This is a genomic window from Sphingopyxis sp. 550A (assembly GCF_053569535.1).
Window position 1 is genome coordinate 304534 of record NZ_CM131615.1, and the last position, 17753, is coordinate 322286.

At 66.4% G+C, this 17753-nt stretch carries 16 protein-coding genes; 7 read left to right on the forward strand and 9 right to left on the reverse strand.

Annotation, left to right across the window (positions count from 1 at the left end; translation table 11 throughout):
• Positions 1–58: 58 nt before the first annotated feature.
• Genes ACVENA_RS01405 through ACVENA_RS01415 form a run of 3 tightly spaced genes read right to left on the reverse strand, consistent with a single transcriptional unit; the run spans position 59 to position 3217 of the window.
• Positions 59–1651 carry a DHA2 family efflux MFS transporter permease subunit gene (locus tag ACVENA_RS01405; protein WP_449327330.1) on the reverse strand — a complete coding sequence of 531 codons (1593 nt, stop codon included), beginning with the start codon at positions 1649–1651 and terminating at the stop codon, positions 59–61.
• 10 nt (positions 1652–1661) lie between these two features.
• Entirely contained in the window at positions 1662–2777 is a 1116-nt protein-coding gene (locus ACVENA_RS01410; RefSeq protein WP_449327331.1) for an HlyD family secretion protein, read from the reverse strand.
• On the reverse strand, positions 2777–3217 hold the full coding sequence (locus tag ACVENA_RS01415) for a MarR family winged helix-turn-helix transcriptional regulator (protein ID WP_257547702.1): 441 nt from the start codon (positions 3215–3217) through the stop codon (positions 2777–2779). Before ACVENA_RS01415 ends, ACVENA_RS01410 begins: the two co-directional genes overlap by 1 nt.
• Positions 3218–3349: 132 nt before the next feature.
• Here ACVENA_RS01415 and ACVENA_RS01420 point away from each other — a divergent pair, with 132 nt between their 5' ends.
• The 3 genes from ACVENA_RS01420 (at position 3350) to ACVENA_RS01430 (ending at position 6921) form a co-directional block, all read left to right on the forward strand.
• The gene (locus tag ACVENA_RS01420; protein ID WP_257547704.1) at positions 3350–3997 is read left to right on the forward strand and encodes a 2-hydroxychromene-2-carboxylate isomerase; all 648 of its coding nucleotides are present in this window, start codon (positions 3350–3352) and stop codon (positions 3995–3997) included.
• A 259-nt stretch (positions 3998–4256) separates the two neighbouring features.
• A complete protein-coding gene (locus tag ACVENA_RS01425) occupies positions 4257–5009 on the forward strand; it encodes an alpha/beta fold hydrolase (RefSeq protein ID WP_257547706.1) in 753 nt (250 codons plus the stop codon).
• A 73-nt stretch (positions 5010–5082) separates the two neighbouring features.
• On the forward strand, positions 5083–6921 hold the full coding sequence (locus ACVENA_RS01430; RefSeq protein ID WP_257547708.1) for a M2 family metallopeptidase: 1839 nt from the start codon (positions 5083–5085) through the stop codon (positions 6919–6921).
• A gap of 253 nt (positions 6922–7174) precedes the next feature.
• Here ACVENA_RS01430 and ACVENA_RS01435 read toward each other — a convergent pair whose 3' ends face one another.
• Positions 7175–7501: an ArsR/SmtB family transcription factor gene (locus ACVENA_RS01435; RefSeq protein ID WP_257547710.1), complete on the reverse strand. Its 327-nt coding sequence runs from the start codon at positions 7499–7501 to the stop codon at positions 7175–7177.
• Between the two features lie 48 nt (positions 7502–7549).
• On the opposite strand from ACVENA_RS01435, the gene ACVENA_RS01440 reads away from it, so the two are divergent.
• Positions 7550–8032, forward strand: a complete 483-nt coding sequence (locus ACVENA_RS01440) for an SRPBCC family protein (RefSeq protein WP_257547712.1) — start codon at positions 7550–7552, stop codon at positions 8030–8032.
• 98 nt (positions 8033–8130) lie between these two features.
• Here the strand turns inward: ACVENA_RS01440 and ACVENA_RS01445 are convergent, their stop codons facing one another.
• The 4 genes from ACVENA_RS01445 to ACVENA_RS01460 form a co-directional block, all read right to left on the reverse strand.
• Complete coding sequence (locus ACVENA_RS01445; protein ID WP_449327332.1) at positions 8131–9006, reverse strand: OmpA family protein; 876 nt, start codon at positions 9004–9006, stop codon at positions 8131–8133.
• 181 nt (positions 9007–9187) lie between these two features.
• Complete coding sequence (locus tag ACVENA_RS01450; RefSeq protein ID WP_449327333.1) at positions 9188–9961, reverse strand: SDR family NAD(P)-dependent oxidoreductase; 774 nt, start codon at positions 9959–9961, stop codon at positions 9188–9190.
• 98 nt (positions 9962–10059) lie between these two features.
• Positions 10060–11559, reverse strand: a complete 1500-nt coding sequence (locus ACVENA_RS01455) for an AMP nucleosidase (RefSeq protein WP_449327334.1) — start codon at positions 11557–11559, stop codon at positions 10060–10062.
• 71 nt (positions 11560–11630) lie between these two features.
• Positions 11631–12113: a redoxin family protein gene (locus ACVENA_RS01460; RefSeq protein ID WP_449327335.1), complete on the reverse strand. Its 483-nt coding sequence runs from the start codon at positions 12111–12113 to the stop codon at positions 11631–11633.
• A 134-nt stretch (positions 12114–12247) separates the two neighbouring features.
• Here ACVENA_RS01460 and ACVENA_RS01465 point away from each other — a divergent pair, with 134 nt between their 5' ends.
• Complete coding sequence (locus tag ACVENA_RS01465) at positions 12248–12811, forward strand: YqgE/AlgH family protein (RefSeq protein ID WP_449327336.1); 564 nt, start codon at positions 12248–12250, stop codon at positions 12809–12811.
• 33 nt (positions 12812–12844) lie between these two features.
• Here the strand turns inward: ACVENA_RS01465 and ACVENA_RS01470 are convergent, their stop codons facing one another.
• The gene (locus ACVENA_RS01470; RefSeq protein ID WP_449327337.1) at positions 12845–13252 is read right to left on the reverse strand and encodes a hypothetical protein; all 408 of its coding nucleotides are present in this window, start codon (positions 13250–13252) and stop codon (positions 12845–12847) included.
• Positions 13253–13648: 396 nt separating this feature from the next.
• Here ACVENA_RS01470 and ahcY point away from each other — a divergent pair, with 396 nt between their 5' ends.
• Positions 13649–15055 carry an adenosylhomocysteinase gene (gene ahcY / locus ACVENA_RS01475; RefSeq protein ID WP_449327338.1) on the forward strand — a complete coding sequence of 469 codons (1407 nt, stop codon included), beginning with the start codon at positions 13649–13651 and terminating at the stop codon, positions 15053–15055.
• Positions 15056–15314: 259 nt separating this feature from the next.
• The gene (locus ACVENA_RS01480) at positions 15315–17678 is read left to right on the forward strand and encodes a PAS-domain containing protein (RefSeq protein ID WP_449327339.1); all 2364 of its coding nucleotides are present in this window, start codon (positions 15315–15317) and stop codon (positions 17676–17678) included.
• Positions 17679–17753: the final 75 nt, after the last annotated feature.

A 17753-nucleotide genomic window follows, 5' to 3' on the forward strand; every position in this document is an offset into this window, starting at 1 on the left:
CACGGGAATGACAAAGAGGGAAATGTCCGTTCCCCGCCCCCTTCAGGACAGTCGCACTCTAATGCCCCATGTCGGCGGCCGACGCCGCCGGGCCGCCGGGCTTTGGCGGACGCAACAGGATGACGAGCGGGACCGAGGCGAGCGTCACCCACATCATCGCCCAGAAATTGTCGATATAGGCGACCATCGCCGCCTGCCGGTTGATCTCGGCATTGACCATCGCCATCACGCTGCCGCCGAGCTGGCCCAGCCGGTCGGAGGTCGAGGGATCGATCATCGATACCGAGCCACTGGTGACATGCGCGACCAGATCTTCGTGGCTGGTCTGCGTGTTGGCGCCGAGCAGCGTGGTGACGACCGAAATGCCGACCGAGGCGCCGACGCTGCGGAACAGGTTGAGCAGGCTCGCGCCGTCGGTGCGCCACGCCGGGCCCAGCGTCGCGAAGGCCATGGTGTTGAGCGGGATGAAGACCAGCCCCATGCCGAGCCCCTGAACGAGGCCGCTGACGATCACCGGCCACGCCCCCATCATCAGCGACCAGTGGCTCATCTGCCACAGCGAGTAAGCGGCGATCAGCAGGCCGCTGCCGACCATCCAGCGCGCATCGACCTTGCCGATCAACCGCCCGGCGACCGACATGCTGATCAGGATGCCGATGCCGCGCACCGCGAGCACCCAGCCGGTGTCGATCACCGGCCAGTCGAACAGCCGCTGGAGCATCGGCGGTAGCAGCGCCATCGACGAGAACATGACGATGCCGATCACGACCATGAAGCCGAGCGCGGTGGCGAGGTTGCGGTCGGCGAGCATCCGGCGGTCGAACATCGTGTTGCGCGCGGTGAACAGGTGGATGACGAACATCCACAGGCACGAGATCGAAACCCCGGTCTCGATCCAGATTTCGAGGCTGTCGAACCAGTCCTTCTGCGCGCCGCGGTCGAGCATGAGCTGGAGCGAGGCGAGACCCAGCGCGAGCATCGAGAAGCCGAAAAGATCGAACTTGCGTTGCTTGCGCCCCGTCGCGGGGAGCAGCGCCCACATCAGCGCGAAGGTCGCCGCGCCGACCGGCAGGTTGACGTAGAAGACCCAGCGCCAATTGGCCGATTCGGTCAGCCAGCCGCCGATGATCGGCCCCATGATCGGCCCGACCATGATTCCCATGCCCCAGATCGACATCGCGCGCGCGTGGCGCTCGGGCGGGTTGATGTCGAGCATCACCGATTGCGACAGGGGGCCGATGAAGGCGGCGCTGATCCCCTGAAGGAAGCGGAAGATCACCATCTCCTCCAGATTCTGCGCCGCGCCGCACGCCATCGAGGCGATGATGAAGCCGATCACCGCGCCGAGGAACAGCGCCCGCCGCCCGACCTTGTCGGCCAGCCAGCCGGTGATCGGCATCGCGACCGCCGAGGCGATGATATAGCTGGTCAGTACCCAGTTCACCGTCTCGCTCGTCGCGCCGAGGCTCGACTGCATGTGCGGGATGGCGACGTTGGCGATCGTCGTGTCGAGAATCTGCATCACCGACGCGCCCATGACGGCGACGGTCAGGAGGCCGCGATAGCGCACCTGCTCGTAGAGCGGGCGGTCCTCGTGAACGACCGTCGCCGCGGGCGCGGCGCGGCGGCGAGGAAGGGCGCGGCTGGCCATCAGGCGGGGCTTATTTGCAGCCGTCCGACGTGATCACCTTCACCTCGGTCGACAGGCCCGCGATCATCGGGCGCTTGGCGACCTCGTCGAAAGCGATGCGGACGGGGACGCGCTGCGTCACCTTGACCCAGTTGCCGGTCGCATTCTGCGCCGGCAGCACCGAAAATTCGCTGCCCGTGCCCGCGCCGATCGTCTGGACGTGGCCGCGCACGACGAGGCCCGGATAGGCGTCGAAGCGCATTTCGGCGCGCTGCCCCGCGCACATATGGGCGAGGTCGGTTTCCTTGAAATTGGCGTCGACCCACGGATGCGCGGTGTCGACCAGCGTCACCGCGGGCAGCCCCGCGACCATCATCTGGCCGAGCTGGAGGCGATCCGATTCGGCGACGCGGCCGGCACTCGGCGCGCGCACTTCGGTGCGGCCGAGATTGACCTCGGCCTGCGCGCGCTGGACCTTCGCCGCCTCGACCTGCGGATTGATGCCGCCGGCACCGGTCGCGAGCTTGGCGCGGGCCTCGGCCGCGTCGGCGCGCGCCTGGCCGAGGCTGGCGCGTGCCTGTTCGACGGCGTGCTTCGAGGCGTCATAGGCGGCCTTGGTGGTGAAGCCCTTTTCCATCAGCGCCGCCTGCCGCGCGAAATTCGATTCGGCGAAACCGACCGCTTCCTGCGCCGCCCTGATGTCGACGCTGGTCGAGGCGAGGCTCGCCGACAGATTGCCGACGTCGACCTTGGCGGCGTCGATCGCGGCGCTCGCCTGCGCGACGGTCAGCGCATAGGGATGGCCGTCGATGCGGAAGAGAAGCTGGCCCTTTTGCACCTCCTGCCCCTCGCGTACCGCGACTTCGGTGATCAGGCCGCCGACCTCGGCCGCGACCGACACCTTGTCCATCTGGACATAGGCGTTGTCGGTCGACACCGACCCGCCGCTGGTCAGCCACCAGGCGCCGCCCGCGACCGCGAGAAGCAGCGGCACGCCGAACATCAGCGCGCGGGTGCGCCACGACGCCTTCTCCTCCATCCCGGCTTCGGCCGCGGGAGTTGCCGCCGCCGGCACCGGGTCAGCCTTGGGCAGCGCTTTTGGCCGCGCGTCCTCGGCCTTGGTGCGGGAAGGGGAGAGCTGGTCCATTACAGGGCTTCTTTCAGGCATTCGCGGCGGGAGAGATTGGCGCGCACCCGCTCGACGAGCACCGCGAGCTGTTCGCGTTCGGCGGGGGTCAGGCCTTCGGTAGCTTCGTCGTTCAGCACTTCGGCGGTGCGGCGGACCGAGTGGAGCAGGTCGGCGGCGCGCGCGGTCAGGTAGAGCCGCCAGGCGCGGCGGTCGGTCGGGTCGGCGCGGCGCTCGACCAGCCCGGCTTCGGCGAGCCGGTCGACCATCCGCGACAGGGTGATCGGCTCGACCTCGATCAGCTCGGCGAGCGGTCCCTGCCGGATTCCCTCATGCCGCTTGAGATAGGTGATCAGCCGCCATTGCAGTGCGGTGATCCCGCTGGCTTTCGTGCGCGCGTTGAAGGCGCGGCGATACAGCCGCGCGCTGTCGTTCAGCAGGAAGCCGATCGTTTCGTTCATGGTGGCGCATATAGTAGCAGATGCTATTATATTCAATCGCAACTTTGCTGCATCTGCGAAACATCTGATATGGTGTAAAATTTCCCGACAGGGGTGCTTGCGCCGTCGGCTATTTTCGGCACTATGCGTGCCATGACCCTGACCGCCGACCTTTTCTGGTCCTTTCGCTCGCCCTATTCCTATCTGGCGATCGGCCGCTACCGCGCGCTCGCGGCGAGCCACGACCTGACGATCGATCTGCGCCCGGTCTATCCGCTCGCGATCCGCCAGCCCGATTTCTTCGAGCGCAATCACCCGAACTGGCTGAGCTATACGATGCGCGACATGATCCGCGTCGCGCAGTTCCACGGCATTCCTTTCGGCCCGCCGCGGCCCGACCCGATCGTCCAGAATGTCGCGACGCGCGCGATTGCGGAGGAGCAGCCCTATATCTACCGCCTGACCCGCCTCGGCCAGGCGGCGTCGCGGCGCGGCAAGAGCCTCGCTTTCTGCCACGAGGTGGCGCAGCTCATCTGGGGCGGCGCGCAGGACTGGCATCTCGGCGATCATCTCGCCGGCGCTGCGCAGCGCGCGGGGCTCGATCTTGCCGAGCTCGACGCCGAGGTGGTGGAGGATGCCGAGTCGCTCGACACCGAAATCGCGGCGAACCAGCTCGCGCTCGAACTCGCGGGACATTGGGGCGTGCCGACATTGGTTTTCGATGGTGAACCTTTCTTCGGACAGGACCGCATCGAGCTGGCGAAATGGCGGATGGAGCAGAAGGGGCTGCGGGCGCGATAGCGGAGTTTCGCGCAGACGCTACAGAGATTTTCGGTTCACGCGGAGACGCGGAGAGATTGCGTTCGCCGCGAAGCGGCTTTTCTCTTCCGCCTCGCTTTCGGCCGAACCCTGAGCGATAGCAGGTGGCCTGCCGGCCCGGATCTTTCTTCTCCGCGGCTCCGCGCCTCCGCGTGAACCCTATTCTTCTTCGCGCACCCTGCCCTCTGCGCGCAATTCGCCCGTCTTGCCCTTGCCCCGCCTCCGCAGATAAAGGCTGCCCATGACCATCGAACCGCAATTTTTCGACGCGCGCGACGGCGTGCGGCTGGCGTGGCGCGAAATGGGCGAAGGGGCGCCGATCCTGCTTCTCCACGGCCTGTTCTCGAACGCCGAGGTCAACTGGATCAAGTTCGGCACCGCCGCGTGCGTCGCCGCGGCGGGCTACCGCGTCATCATGCCCGACCTGCGCGTCCATGGATCGAGCGACGCGCCGCACGAGCCCGAGCATTATCCGCCCGACGTGCTGGTGCGGGATCTTGAGGATCTGGTCGCGCATCTGGGTCTCGCCGATTTCGACCTCGGCGGCTTTTCGCTCGGCGCGCGGACTAGCGTGCGCGCGGTGGTCGCGGGGATGCGGCCGCGGCGGCTGATCCTCGGCGGCATGGGGCTCGCGGGGCTCGCCGGCTGGGCGAAGCGCGGGCAATTCTTCCAGCGCGTCATCGCCGACTATGAGAGTGCGAAGCGCGGCGACGATACCTGGATGTCGATCCAGTTCATGAAGACGATGAAGATCGACCGCGTCGCGGCGCGCTTGCTGCTGGACAGCTTCACCGACACGACGCCCGAGATGCTGGCGGCGCTGACGATGCCGACTCTGGTCGTCTGCGGCGATCAGGATCAGGACAATGGTTCGGCCGAGGAACTGGTCGCGGTGCTGCCCGACGCGCGGCTCACCACGATCCCCGGCACCCATATGTCGAGTGTCACGCGCCCCGAACTGGGCGAGGCGATCGCGGCTTTCCTCACGGCTTGACCCTGTCCGCCGCGCGGTCCAGATTGCGCGCCATCGCGCCAGAGAGCGCATGAAACATCAGAGGACGCACCCCATGAAAGCCATGATTTCCACGCTGTCGCTGGCCCTGTCGCTCGCGGTGGCGGCCCCCGCTCTTGCCCAGACGGCCCCCGCCGCCGCGCCGGCCGCGGCTCCGACCGCTGCTGATGCCGACGCCTTCATCGCTGCGGTCGAGAAGGATCTGTTCGATTATACGGTCGAGGGCAGCCAGGTGAACTGGGTCAACGCGACCTATATCACCGAGGACACCGACGCGATGGCGGCGCGGATCAACGCGATCGGCACTGAGAAGTCGGTCAAATATGCGCTCGAGGCGGCCAAGTTCATGAACGTCGCGGGGCTCAGTGCCGAGACGAAGCGCAAGCTCGACATATTGCGCACCGGCATCGTGCTGCCCGCGCCGACGACGCCGGGTGCCGCGGCCGAACTCAACACGATCGCGACCGACCTGCAATCGCAATATGGCAAGGGTCGCGGCACGCTCGACGGCAAGGAAATCTCGGGCTCCGACATCGAGGCCGAAATGGGCAATCTGAAGCATACGCCCGCCGAATATGCCGAGATGTGGACGAGCTGGCACGACAATGTCGGCACACCGATGAAGGACGATTATGCCAAGATGGTCGGCATCGCGAACGAAGGCGCGAAGGAGCTGGGCTTCGCCGACACCGGCGCGATGTGGCGCTCGGGCTACGACATGCCGCCCGAGGAATTCGCGAAGCTGACCGAGAAGATCTGGCAGGACATGAAGCCGCTTTATGTGGCGCTCCACACCTATGTCCGCTGGAAACTGAACGAGAAATATGGCGACGCGGTGCAGCCCAAGACCGGCCCGATCCGCGCCGACCTGCTCGGCAATATGTGGGCGCAGGAATGGGGCAATATCTACCCGCTCGTCGCGCCTGCCGGCACCGGGGACCTCGGCTACGACATCGGCGACCTGCTCCAGGAAAAGGGCAAGAAGCCGCTCGACATGGTCAAGGCGGGCGAGAATTTCTATTCCTCGCTCGGCTTCGCGCCGCTGCCGGAGACGTTCTGGAAACGCAGCCAGTTCCTGAAGCCCGCCGACCGCGAAGTCGTCTGCCACGCTTCGGCGTGGGACGTCGACAACAAGGACGACGTCCGCATCAAGATGTGCATCAAGGTGAATGCCGACGATTTCGTCACCATCCACCACGAACTCGGTCACAATTATTACCAGCGCGCCTACAACAAGCAGCCGTTCCTCTATCTGAACGGCGCGAACGACGGCTTCCACGAGGCGATCGGCGATTTCGTCGCGCTGTCGATCACGCCGCAATATCTGGTCGACATCGGCCTGCTCGACAAATCGAAGGTGCCGAGCGCCGACAAGGATATCGGCCTGCTGCTGCGGCAGGCGATGGACAAGGTCGCCTTCCTGCCGTTCGGCCTGCTCGTCGACCGCTGGCGCTGGGGCGTGTTCGACGGGTCGATCAAACCCGCCGACTATAACAAGGCGTGGACCGACCTTCGCCGCGAATATCAGGGTATCGTTCCGCCGGGCGAGCGGCCAGCGAATGCGTTCGACGCAGGCGCCAAATATCATATTCCGGGCAACACCCCCTACACGCGCTATTTCCTCGCTCGCGTGCTGCAGTTCCAATTCTATCAGGCTGCGTGCAAGCAGGCGGGGTGGAAGGGGCCGCTCCACCGTTGCTCCTTCTACGGCAACAAGGCGGTCGGCGCGAAATTGAACGCGATGCTCGAAATGGGCGCGTCGAAGCCGTGGCCCGATGCGCTGGAGGCCTTCACCGGCAGCCGCGAGATGTCGGGCCGCGCGATGGCCGACTATTTCGCGCCGCTGAAGAAGTGGCTCGACGAGCAGAACAAGGGGCATCCGTCGGGCTGGTGAGCGCGGTCAAGGCGCAGTGACAGGGGCCGGGGAGGCGACTTCCCGGTCTTTTTCATGCGTAAGCGCGAGTGTCGGCTTTGGGGTGGGAAGCGGATATTCCCCTCCCTGCAAGGGAGGGGTTAGGGGTGGGTAGCGAGCGTAGCGAGCCGGAAGGAAGAGCGCCGCCTTCGGCGGCCACCCACCCCCGCCCCCTCCCTTGCAGGGAGGGGAGAAGATAGGTCGGCTTCCGGTCGAAACCCGCCGTCCCCCGGCTTCACCGCGCCTCCACTGCCTGCTTGAACCGCGCCAGTCGCGCCGCGGCTGCCGCCGCGTGCGGGCCGATCCAGCGGTCGTGGATGTCCTGGATCGGCATCGCGTTGAGATGATTCCAGCGCTCGCGGCCGCGGCGTTCGGCGATTACCAGCCCCGCATCCTCCAGCACCTTCAGATGCTGCATCACCGTGCAGCGGTCAACGTCGGCGAAATGGCTGCACAGCGTTCCCGTGGTGAGCGGCTGCTCTTTCAGATCGTCGAGAATCTGTCGCCGGATCGGCGAGGCGAGCGCCTTGAAGGTCGCGTCGAACGAGTCGTGAATTGACATGTTATATAAATATAACATAAAAGGATGCGACTCAAGCGGAGACTGGTCATGGAACTGAAATTCCGAGTCGCGGCGCGGATCGCTAAGCCGGTGCACGAAGTGTTCGAGGCGGTCGCCGATCCCGCGAAGCTGTCGCACTATTTCACAACCGGCGGCGCGAAAGGGCGGCTTGAAACCGGCGCGACGGTGGAGTGGGATTTCCACGACTTCCCCGGCGCCTTCCCGGTCCATGTGATCGAGGTCGTGCCCGACGAGAAGATCATATTGGAATGGCAGGCGAATGAAGGCGAGGCGCCGAATGTCGAGGGCGGCGAGATGAAAGACGCCGATTATCGCACCCGCGTGACAATGAGCTTCAAGGGATTGGATGACGGGCGCACCCTTGTCGAGATCGCCGAGGAGGGCTGGCGCGAGAATCAGGGGGCGCTCGGCGCCTCCTATGGCAATTGTCAGGGTTGGTCGCAGATGCTCTGCGCGCTCAAGGTCTGGATCGAGCACGGCATCAATCTGCGGGAGGGCATGTATGTCTGACCGCGGTCGCGCGTGAGTTTCTTTCTTTCGTCACCCGGACTTGATCCGGGGTGACGAAAAGAAGGGTGGGGGTGAGCGAAAGCCCACCCCGCGCCATCTTAAATCCCGTCGACGGCCTTGCTGACCATGATGTTCACCGCAACGCGGCGATTCTGCGCCATGCCTTCGGGGGTGCTGTTGTCCGCCGCCGGATCGGCTTCGGCCATCCCGGTCGGGGTCAACATGCGATAGGGTTTCCACCCGCAGGCCTGCTGAAGATAATTGACGACGCCGCTGGCGCGCTTTTCGCTGAGCGCCTGATTATATTCCTGGCTGCCCCGCGAATCGGTGTAGCCGATGACGAGCAGCAGGGCGTTGTCCATCCCCTCGGCCTGGGTTGCCGCGGCACAGAGGTCGGCCTTCGCCTGCGACGACAGCACCGCCTTGCCGGTATCGAAGTTCACGTTCGTCGTGCCCTTGATATTATATTGGTCGATATCGCCGACGCGGCCGCGCAGCGCCTCGGTTGCCGCCGTCTGTTCGGCAAAACGCTGGTTGGTGCCGGTGCGGATCATCGACGCGGTGCGCAGATCCTTGCTCTTGAGTTCGACCTGGCTCGCGAGCAGGCCGCCGCTCCACTGCAGGGTCTCGACCGAGACGGGCAGGCCGTTGAGCAGCGAGTCCGCAGCGAGCTTGCTGCGGCTGAGGCCCAGAAAGCCGCCGCTGCCCTTGATCTTGGTGTTGTCGCCGATAGCGATCGCCGTGTCGGTGCCGTCGGCGGTCGTGACCTGCATCATGCCGTCGCTGCGCGCCGAGATAATGCCTTCTATCTCGGGTCCCTTGGCCATCGTGGCCGGATCGGGGATCGGCTCGCCGTTGACGATCACGGCGTCGCGCTCGGGCGCGTCCTGCGCCTGCGCGGCGAAGCCGACCGTCGCCGCCCCGGCGAGCATGGTCAGCAACAGGATTCGCGAATTTTTGGAAACGGCACCCATAAGCTCTCCTTCAATTGGGTCGGCAGGGCTTCGCAATTTACGGGCCCCTTCCGGCACAGGAATACTCCCGGCAGGGCGCAGAGTTGCGCGGATTGTCGAGCGCTTTGCACGGTTCAGCCGATCGGACAGACTGCATAAAAATGCCGAAATTCGGGCGTTTCGGCAATTAAGTCTGTGTTATTCAGGCGTTACGCGCCATCAGTCCGCCATCGACCGGGATCACCGCGCCGGTGATGTAGCTGGCGGCGGGAAGCACGAGACCGAGCGTCACATGCGCGACCTCCTCGGGCTCGCCATAGCGGCGGAGCGCGGTGCGGCGTTTCGCGAACACCGCCTTGTCCTCCTCGGGCACCTTGTCGGTCATGCCGGTGCGGATCGGGCCGGGGCAGATGCAGTTGACGGTGATCCCCTCCTTGCCGAGGTCGACCGCGAGGCCGCGGGTCAATCCTGTGACCCCGGTCTTGGCGGCAACATAGGGGGTGTCGCCCGGCGTCGCGCCGAGCCCTTCGGTCGAGGCGATGTTGACGATGCGCGCGGCGTCGCTCCGGCGGAGCCACGGCAGCGCGGCGCGCACCATGCGCTGGTGCGCGGTCAGCATCACGGCGATCGCCCGGTGCCAGATCGCCTCATAGTCGTCGGCATCGAGCGGACAGAAGCTCGATACCCCGGCGTTGTTGATGAGGATGTCGATGCCGCCGAAATGATCGGCGATGGCGGCGACGGTGCGCCTGATCGCCTCGCCGTCGGCGACGTCGAGTGCGAAGGCCCTGGCGTTATCGCCCGCTTCGGCCGCGACGGTTTCGCAGGCGGCAAGGTCGAGGTCGGTGACCGCGACCTTCGCGCCTTCGCTCGCGAGCAGCAGCGCGGTCGCGCGGCCCATGCCGCTCGCCGCGCCGGTGACGATCGCGACGCGGCCGGCGATGGAGCGTGAGAGGGTGGGGGGTGCGTTCGTCATCGGGGTTCCTCTCCCATTGGCGGAATATGATGATCTGTCACTGACACGAACGGACTAAACGAATCTAGTCCTACCGGGCCCCTTCACTGGTGCGACGCTTAGCGGAACGGCGGCTCGTTGAACGCGCGCAGCTTGCGGCTGTGGAGCTTGGCGCCTTCATCGCGCATCGTCTCGCAGGCGCGGATGCCGATCTGGAGGTGCGCGGCGATCGCTTCCTCGTAGAAGCGGTTGGCCTGCCCCGGCAGCTTCAATTCGCCGTGAAGCGGCTTGTCGCTGACGCAGAGCAGGGTGCCGTAGGGGACGCGGAAGCGATAGCCCTGCGCGGCGATCGTCGCCGACTCCATGTCGATGCCAATCGCGCGCGACTGCGAAAAGCGCAGCGCGCTGTCGGTATAGCGCAGTTCCCAATTGCGGTCGTCGGTGGTGACGACGGTGCCGGTGCGCATCCGTTTCTTGAGGTCGGCACCGCTGGCGCCCGATACCGCTTCAGCGGCGCTGGCGAGCGCGAGCTGGACCTCGGCGATCGCGGGAATCGGGATTTCGGGGGGCAGCACCGCGTCGAGGATATGATCGTCGCGCAGGTATGCGTGGGCGAGGACATAGTCGCCGATCCGCTGGCTGGGTCTGAGGCCGCCGCAATGGCCGATCATCAGCCACGCCTCGGGCCGCAAGACCGCGAGATGGTCGCAGATCGTCTTGGCGTTGGCGGGGCCGACGCCGATGTTGACGAGCGTGATGCCCGCGCCGTCGGGGGCGATCAGATGATAGGCGGGCATCTGGTGCCGCCGCCACGCGCTGTCGGCGACGAGCGCGCTGGCGTTGACGCCCGGCCGGTCGACATAGAGACCCGCGGCGCCGGCGAGCGCGGTATAGCGGCCCTGCCCGACCTGCGAGGCCGCCCAGGCGACGAATTCGTCGACATAGCGGTGATAGTTGGTGAACAGGATATAGCGCTGGAAATGCTCGGGCGCGGTGCCGGTGTAATGGCGCAGTCGCGCGAGGCTGAAATCGGTGCGCAGCGCATCGAACAGCGCGAGCGGCTGCGGCTTGGTGGGGTCGGCGCCGAACAGCCCGTCGGCGAGCTCGTCGCCGATGTCGGCGAGTTCGGTGGTCGGGAAATGGCGCGCGAGTTCGAGCGGGGTGACCCCGCCCATGTCGGACCCGTCGCTGGCGTCGAGCACATAGGGGAAGGGGATCTGCTGCCCGGTGCGCGTCACTTCGAGCGTGATGTCGTAATGGCGCGCCAGCAGCAAAAGCTGATCGCGCAGATAATCGGCGAACAGGTCGGGGCGGGTGACGGTGGTGACGAACACGCCCGCGTGCTCGAAGCGGCCGAAGGAAAGATTATGCCCCTTCTGCCCCTCGCGCTGCTCGCCGGTTGTGGTGAGGCGGATCGCGGGATAGTCGAAGAGGCCGGTCGCCGCGGCATCGGCCGGGGGTAGCGTACCGTCGCGGACATAGGCGGCGATGGCGGATTTGAGGTTGGAAACCGACGCGCGGAACTTGTCCTGAAGTTCGGCGATGATGCCCTCGACGATATCGTCAACGGGGGCGGTGGGGTCGGTGCTGGTCTGATCGTTCGATGAGTGTGATGTCATCGCGACGCTGTTGCACGAAAATGTGACAAAAGGGAAGGGGCGGCGCGCCGTCGTGCCGCCCCTCAAAATTCTCAGAGCTGCTCGAGCATATGGTCGGCGCTCGACACGCGGAATTCGCCGGGGGCCTCGACGTTGAGCTGTTCGACGACGCCGTCGTTGACGATCATCGAGAAACGCTGGCCGCGCTTGCCCATGCCGAACGCGGTGCCGTCCATCGTCAGCCCGACCGCGTCGGCGAAGGCGCCGTTGCCGTCGGCGAGCATGGTGACGCTGTCACTAGCGTTCGCGCTCTTCGCCCAGGCGCCCATCACGAAGGCGTCGTTGACCGCGGTGCAGACGATTTCATCGACGCCCCTGGCCTTGAGCTCGTCGGCCTTGTCGACGAAGCCCGGCAGATGCTTGGCCGAGCAAGTCGGAGTGAAAGCGCCGGGAACCGAGAAGAGCGCGACCTTGCGGCCCTTGAAGTAATCGGCGGCGTTCACCTGCTCGGGGCCGTTGTCGGTGACCTTCACGAAGGTCGCTTCGGGCAGCTTGTCGCCGGTCTGGATCGTCATCTTGGCATCCTTTCGTTGAGGGGATTTCGGTTGGCGCGACATTGGGGCCCGGCGGGCTGGAGTCAAGCGCGGCCATCCCAATTCGGGGAAATATGGCGCTGGACCCTTTTTACCGCACGGGGCATTGTAGGCCCATGGACACCGCGCCGCCTTTCTTCACCGGCCAGTTGCTGCTCGCGCTGCCGGGCATCGGCGACCCTCGTTTCGCCCATGCGGTGATTGCGATGATCAGCCATGACGAGGAGGGCGCGATGGGGATCGGGGTCGCCGACCCGATCGATGGCATGACCGTCGGCGCGGTGCTCGACCAGCTCGAGATTGGACATGACGAGCCGCTCGATCAGCCGGTTTTCCTTGGCGGGCCGGTCGAGCCGTCGCGCGGCTTCGTGATCCACAGCCGCGATTGGGGCGGCGAAGGCGCGGTGCAGGTCGCCGATCGCTGGATGGTGTCGAGCTCGCACGACATCTTGCGCGCGATCGGCGAGGGGCGCGGTCCGGCACAATGGCTGGTCGCGCTCGGCTATGCCGGCTGGTCGCCGGGGCAACTCGAAGAGGAGATGGTCCGCCACGGCTGGCACGTCACCCCGGGCAGCGACAGCGTGATATTCGAAACGCCGCCCACCAGTCGCTGGCAGGCGGCGTTCGCCGAAGCGGGAGTGGACGCCCGCTTGCTGACGACCGAAGGCGGCGAGGCCTGACGTCGCTCCCGCCTTCGCGGGGACGACGGCCTGCTACCGCGCCAGTGCGAGCAGCGGCTTGCCTTCGTTGAGGTTGGCGAGCGCGGTGCGGGCGGCCCAGCGCGAATCCATATAGGTTCCGCTCGCCAGTTCGACGTCGTAGCGGATCGGGCTGGCGATCGCGGCTTCATAGGCGGTGGCGGCGTCGGCCGCTTGTCCCAGACGCGCATAAGCGGTGCCGAGGTTGATCAGCCGCGACGGGTCGCGCGCATCGATCGCGCTGTGCGTCAGCTTGTCGACCGCGGCTGCGTTGCGGCCGGCCTGCAATTCGTCATAGGCGACCGACAGCGGCGACAGGTCGCTGGCGTCGCCGCCGCTCACGACGATCGATTGCGCCGCGACTGGGCCTGCGATCGCGCCGGAAAAGGCAAGGGCGGCAAGCGGCAGCAGGATTTTCTTCATGGTTTCCATCTCCCCGAAAACGTGAGGCAATTTTCCTGCTCGCGCCGCAAAAAGTCAATATTCCCAGGGTTTTGCAACATTGTTGTCACAAAAGCATCCTAAGCTCATCGCTAGGCGCATTATAAGGTCATGATTTTCAGAATCTTGGCCGCGGCGACTCGCTGTCACAAAGGGTGGCAGCGGGCTGTCACAATTGCGCCCGCGGAAAATTTATTTTCGCGTCGCCGCCGATTGGCGGCCGCCGAATCGTGCCGAAAGCACGACCGCGGACGGTTCGGGTCTTGAGGATATAAAGAAAAGTTTATATTTGATCCAGGCGGCGCTTTCGGATAGGGCGCCGGGCAAATTTCGTGGCCGCTCGCCTGCGGTCGACCTCGCCTGACTGGAGATTATCTCGTGGCTACTCTCGCCGCCGACACCCGTGACTATGTGATCGCCGACATCTCTCTTGCCGACTTCGGTCGCAAGGAAATCGCGATCGCCGAAACCGAAATGCCCGGCCTGATGGCGCTGCGCGCCGAATATGGCGCGGCGCAGCCGCTGAAGGGCGCGCGCATCACCGGCTCGCTGCACATGACGATCCAGACCGCGGTGCTGATCGAGACGCTGAAGGCATTGGGCGCCGACGTCCGCTGGGCGACGTGCAACATCTTCTCGACCCAGGATCATGCCGCCGCCGCGATCGCCGCGGGCGGGACGCCGGTCTTCGCGGTGAAGGGCGAAAGCCTCGCCGATTATTGGGACTATGTCGGCCGCATCTTCGACTGGGGCGACACGACCGCGAACATCATCCTCGACGACGGCGGCGACGCCACCATGTTCGCGCTGTGGGGCGCGAAGCTCGAGGCCGGCGCCACCCTGCCGCCGCCCGAGAATGAGGAGGAGGTCGAGTTCCAGCGCGCGCTGAAGGCGTTCGTCGCCGCGAACCCCGGCTACCTCACCAAGACCGTCAAGGCGCTGAAGGGCGTGTCGGAGGAAACGACGACCGGCGTCCACCGCCTCTACGACATCGCGAAGAAGGGCGAGCTGCCCTTCCCGGCGATCAACGTCAACGACAGCGTCACCAAGTCGAAGTTCGACAATCTTTATGGCTGCAAGGAATCGCTGGTCGACGCGATCCGCCGCGCCACAGACGTGATGCTGGCGGGCAAAATCGCCGCGGTTGCGGGCTTCGGCGACGTCGGCAAGGGATCGGCGGCTTCGCTTCGCAACGGCGGCGCGCGCGTGCTCGTCACCGAGATCGACCCGATCTGCGCGCTGCAGGCGGCGATGGAGGGCTATGAGGTCGTGACGATGGACGAAGCGGTCGAGCGTGCCGACATCTTCGTCACCGCGACCGGCAACGCCGACGTCATCACCGCCGAGCATATGGCGGCGATGAAGCCGATGGCGATCGTCTGCAACATCGGCCACTTCGACAGCGAGATCCAGATCGCGGCGCTCGCCAACTATAAGTGGACCGAGGTCAAGCCGGGCACCGACCTCGTCGAATTCCCCGACGGCAAGCAGATCATCGTCCTCGCCAAGGGCCGCCTCGTGAACCTCGGCTGCGCGACGGGCCACCCGTCGTTCGTGATGTCGTCGAGCTTCACCAACCAGGTGCTGGCGCAGATCGAACTGTTCACCAAGGGCGAGCAATATGGCAACGACGTCTATGTCCTGCCCAAGCACCTCGACGAAAAGGTCGCGGCGCTGCACCTCGAGAAGCTGGGCGTGAAGCTGAGCAAGCTGACCCAGAAGCAGGCCGATTATATCGGCGTGCCGGTCGAGGGGCCGTTCAAGCCCGATCATTACCGGTATTGATCAAGCGGGGCGGCGGCTGTTCGCCTCCACCCCCCTCGTCATTGCGAGCGGAGCGAAGCAATCCAGAGCGGTTTGCGCCTACTCTGGATTGCTGCGTCGCCTTTCGGCTCCTCGCAATGACGAAGCTGTGGACATCGCGCCCATCGGACGCCCGTGCGCGGCGATCGGCGCCGACATGCGATTGAAACCTCCCGCCATCGCCTCTAGGGCTTGGCACCATGCACGCGCGGGAGCCGGACACGCGAGGATTTGAAGCGGGATGAGCGACACGCTTTCCCCGGGGCTGCTCTTCGCCCTCGGCCTGTTCGCGGCGCTGTGGCTGCTCACCGGGCTGTGGGCGGTCGGGCGCGGGATTGCGATGCAGCGGCGGTCGGCGTTCGTCGCGGGGCAGACCGACCGGCTCGCCAGCCTGATCGAGGCGTCGCCGCAGCTTCCCGTCGTCGTCCGCGCCGACTGGCGGATCGAGGCGAGCGAGCGGCTCGGCCTGTGGCTCGGGCTCGATCGCGGGCCGCGCAATTTCGACGAACTGCGCGGGCTCGACGCGGGGCTCGGCCAGCCCGAGCATGAGCAGCTTCGCCAGGCGATCCTCGGCGCGCAGCGCGGTGCCAAGCCCTTTATGCTGAGCCTCAAACCCGTCGGCGGCAACCGGACGATCGTGTTCCACGGCGCCGCGGCGCCGCAGGCGGTCGGCGGGCCGGGCAGCGTCCTGCTGTGGATCAGCGACGCGACCGACGGGCAGCAGGCGCTGGCCGAGGCGCGGCGCGAGCGCGACGAGGCGATGGCCGCCTTCGCGGCGCTGTCGGGGCTGATCGAGGCGGCGCCCTTCCCGATGTGGTTCCGCGAGCCCGACATGCGCCTCGCGCTCGTCAACGGCGCCTATGTTCGCGCGGTCGAGGCGAAGAGCGCGGCGGCGGTGATCGACGCCGGCGTCGAGCTGTGCGAGCCGGTCGCCGGGGTGAGCGCGACCGACGCGGCCGAGGCGGCGCGCGACGCCGGATCGGCGCAGCAGCGCACCGTGCCGGTCACGATCGAGGGCGAGCGGCGGATCATGCGCGTCGTCGACGTGCCGCTGGCGCCCGAGGGCGGGCGGATGATCGGCATCGCCGGCTATGCGATCGACATCCAGGAACTCGAAAGCGAGCGCGGCGCGCACCGGCGCTTCGTCGATACCCAGCGCGAACTGCTCGACCGGCTGTCGGCGTCGGTCGCGCAATTCGGCCCCGACCAGGGCCTCGTCTTCGCCAATCTGCCGTTCCGCCGCTTCTTCGCGCTCGACGCCGATGAGGTCGCCGAGGCGCCGCCCTTTGCGCGGCTACTCGATGCGTGGCGCGAGAGCGGGCGCACGCCCGAGGTGCGCGACTATCCCGAATGGCGGCAGGCGCATGTCGACTGGTTCGCGCGCGCCGAGGCGAGCGAGGAGGATTGGCTGCTCCGCGACGGCACCCACCTGCACGTCGTCGCGCAGCCGACCCCCGACGGCGGCCTGCTGCTGATCGCCGAGGACAAGACCGAGCAGGTGCAGCTTGCGGGCGCGCGCGACACGCTGCTCCGCGTCCGCACCGCGACCTTCGACAATCTGTTCGAGGCGATCGCGGTGTTCGCGCCCGACGGCCGGCTTCACCTCTGGAACCAGCGCTTCCGCCGGCTCTGGAATATCGAGGAGCATAAGCTCGCGGCGCATCCGCGCGTCGATGCGCTGATGGGCGGGCTGGCCGACCGGCTCGCCAAGCCGAACCAGATCAGCATCGTCCAGGAGGTGATCCGCGCGGCGACGCTCGAACGCACGCAGCGCGCGGGCGAAATCCGCTTCGCCGACGGGCGCCATTTCGACTTCGCCTCGATCCCGCTGCCCGACGGTAACGCGCTGCTGATCATGCTCGACATCACCGCGAGCCGGAAGATGGAAGGCGCGCTGCGCGAGCGCAACGAAGCGCTCGAAGCCGCCGACAAGGTCAAGACCGCCTTCCTGTCGCGGATGAGCTATGAGCTGCGCACCCCGCTGACCTCGATCGGCGGTTTCGGCGAGATGCTGCAGGCGGGCTATGCCGGCGAACTGCCCGCGCCCGCCAAGGCCTATGTCGACGCGATCATGGATTCGGTCGCGGTACTCGGGCGGCAGATCGACAATGTGCTCGACCTCGCGCAGGGCGAGGCGGGGACGCTGGCCGTCGAGCGCGCGGCGGTCGACGTCCGCGCGCTGCTCGAAAGCGCGCTTGCCGACGCGAAGGAGTTTGCAAAGGCCGAGAAGATCGAGCTTGCGGGTCAGCTTGCCGAAGGGCTCGGGACAATCGAGGGTGACGCGCCGCGCCTGTCGCGGCTCGTCGCCGGGCTGCTCGACAATGCGATCCGCTTCACCGCGCCCGCGAAGCGCAGCGGTGGCCGCGTCCTGCTCCACGCCGAGGGAGACGGCGAGCACGTCGAAATCGTCGTCTCCGACAATGGGCCGGGAATGCCCGACACCGTCGCCGCGGTCACCAAGGGCACGCAGGCGGGGACGCAAAGCGGCGGCATCGGCCTTGCTCTCGCCCGCCAGCTTGTCGCCGCGCACGGCGGGACGATGGAGGTGATGAGCGAAAAGGGGCAGGGGACACTGGTGCGCATCAGCCTGCCGCGGGGTGGGTAGGGGTGTCCTTGCCTGCGCAGAGGAGAGATTCGCGCAGAGGCGCAGAGATTCTTGTTCACGCGGAGACGCGGAGAC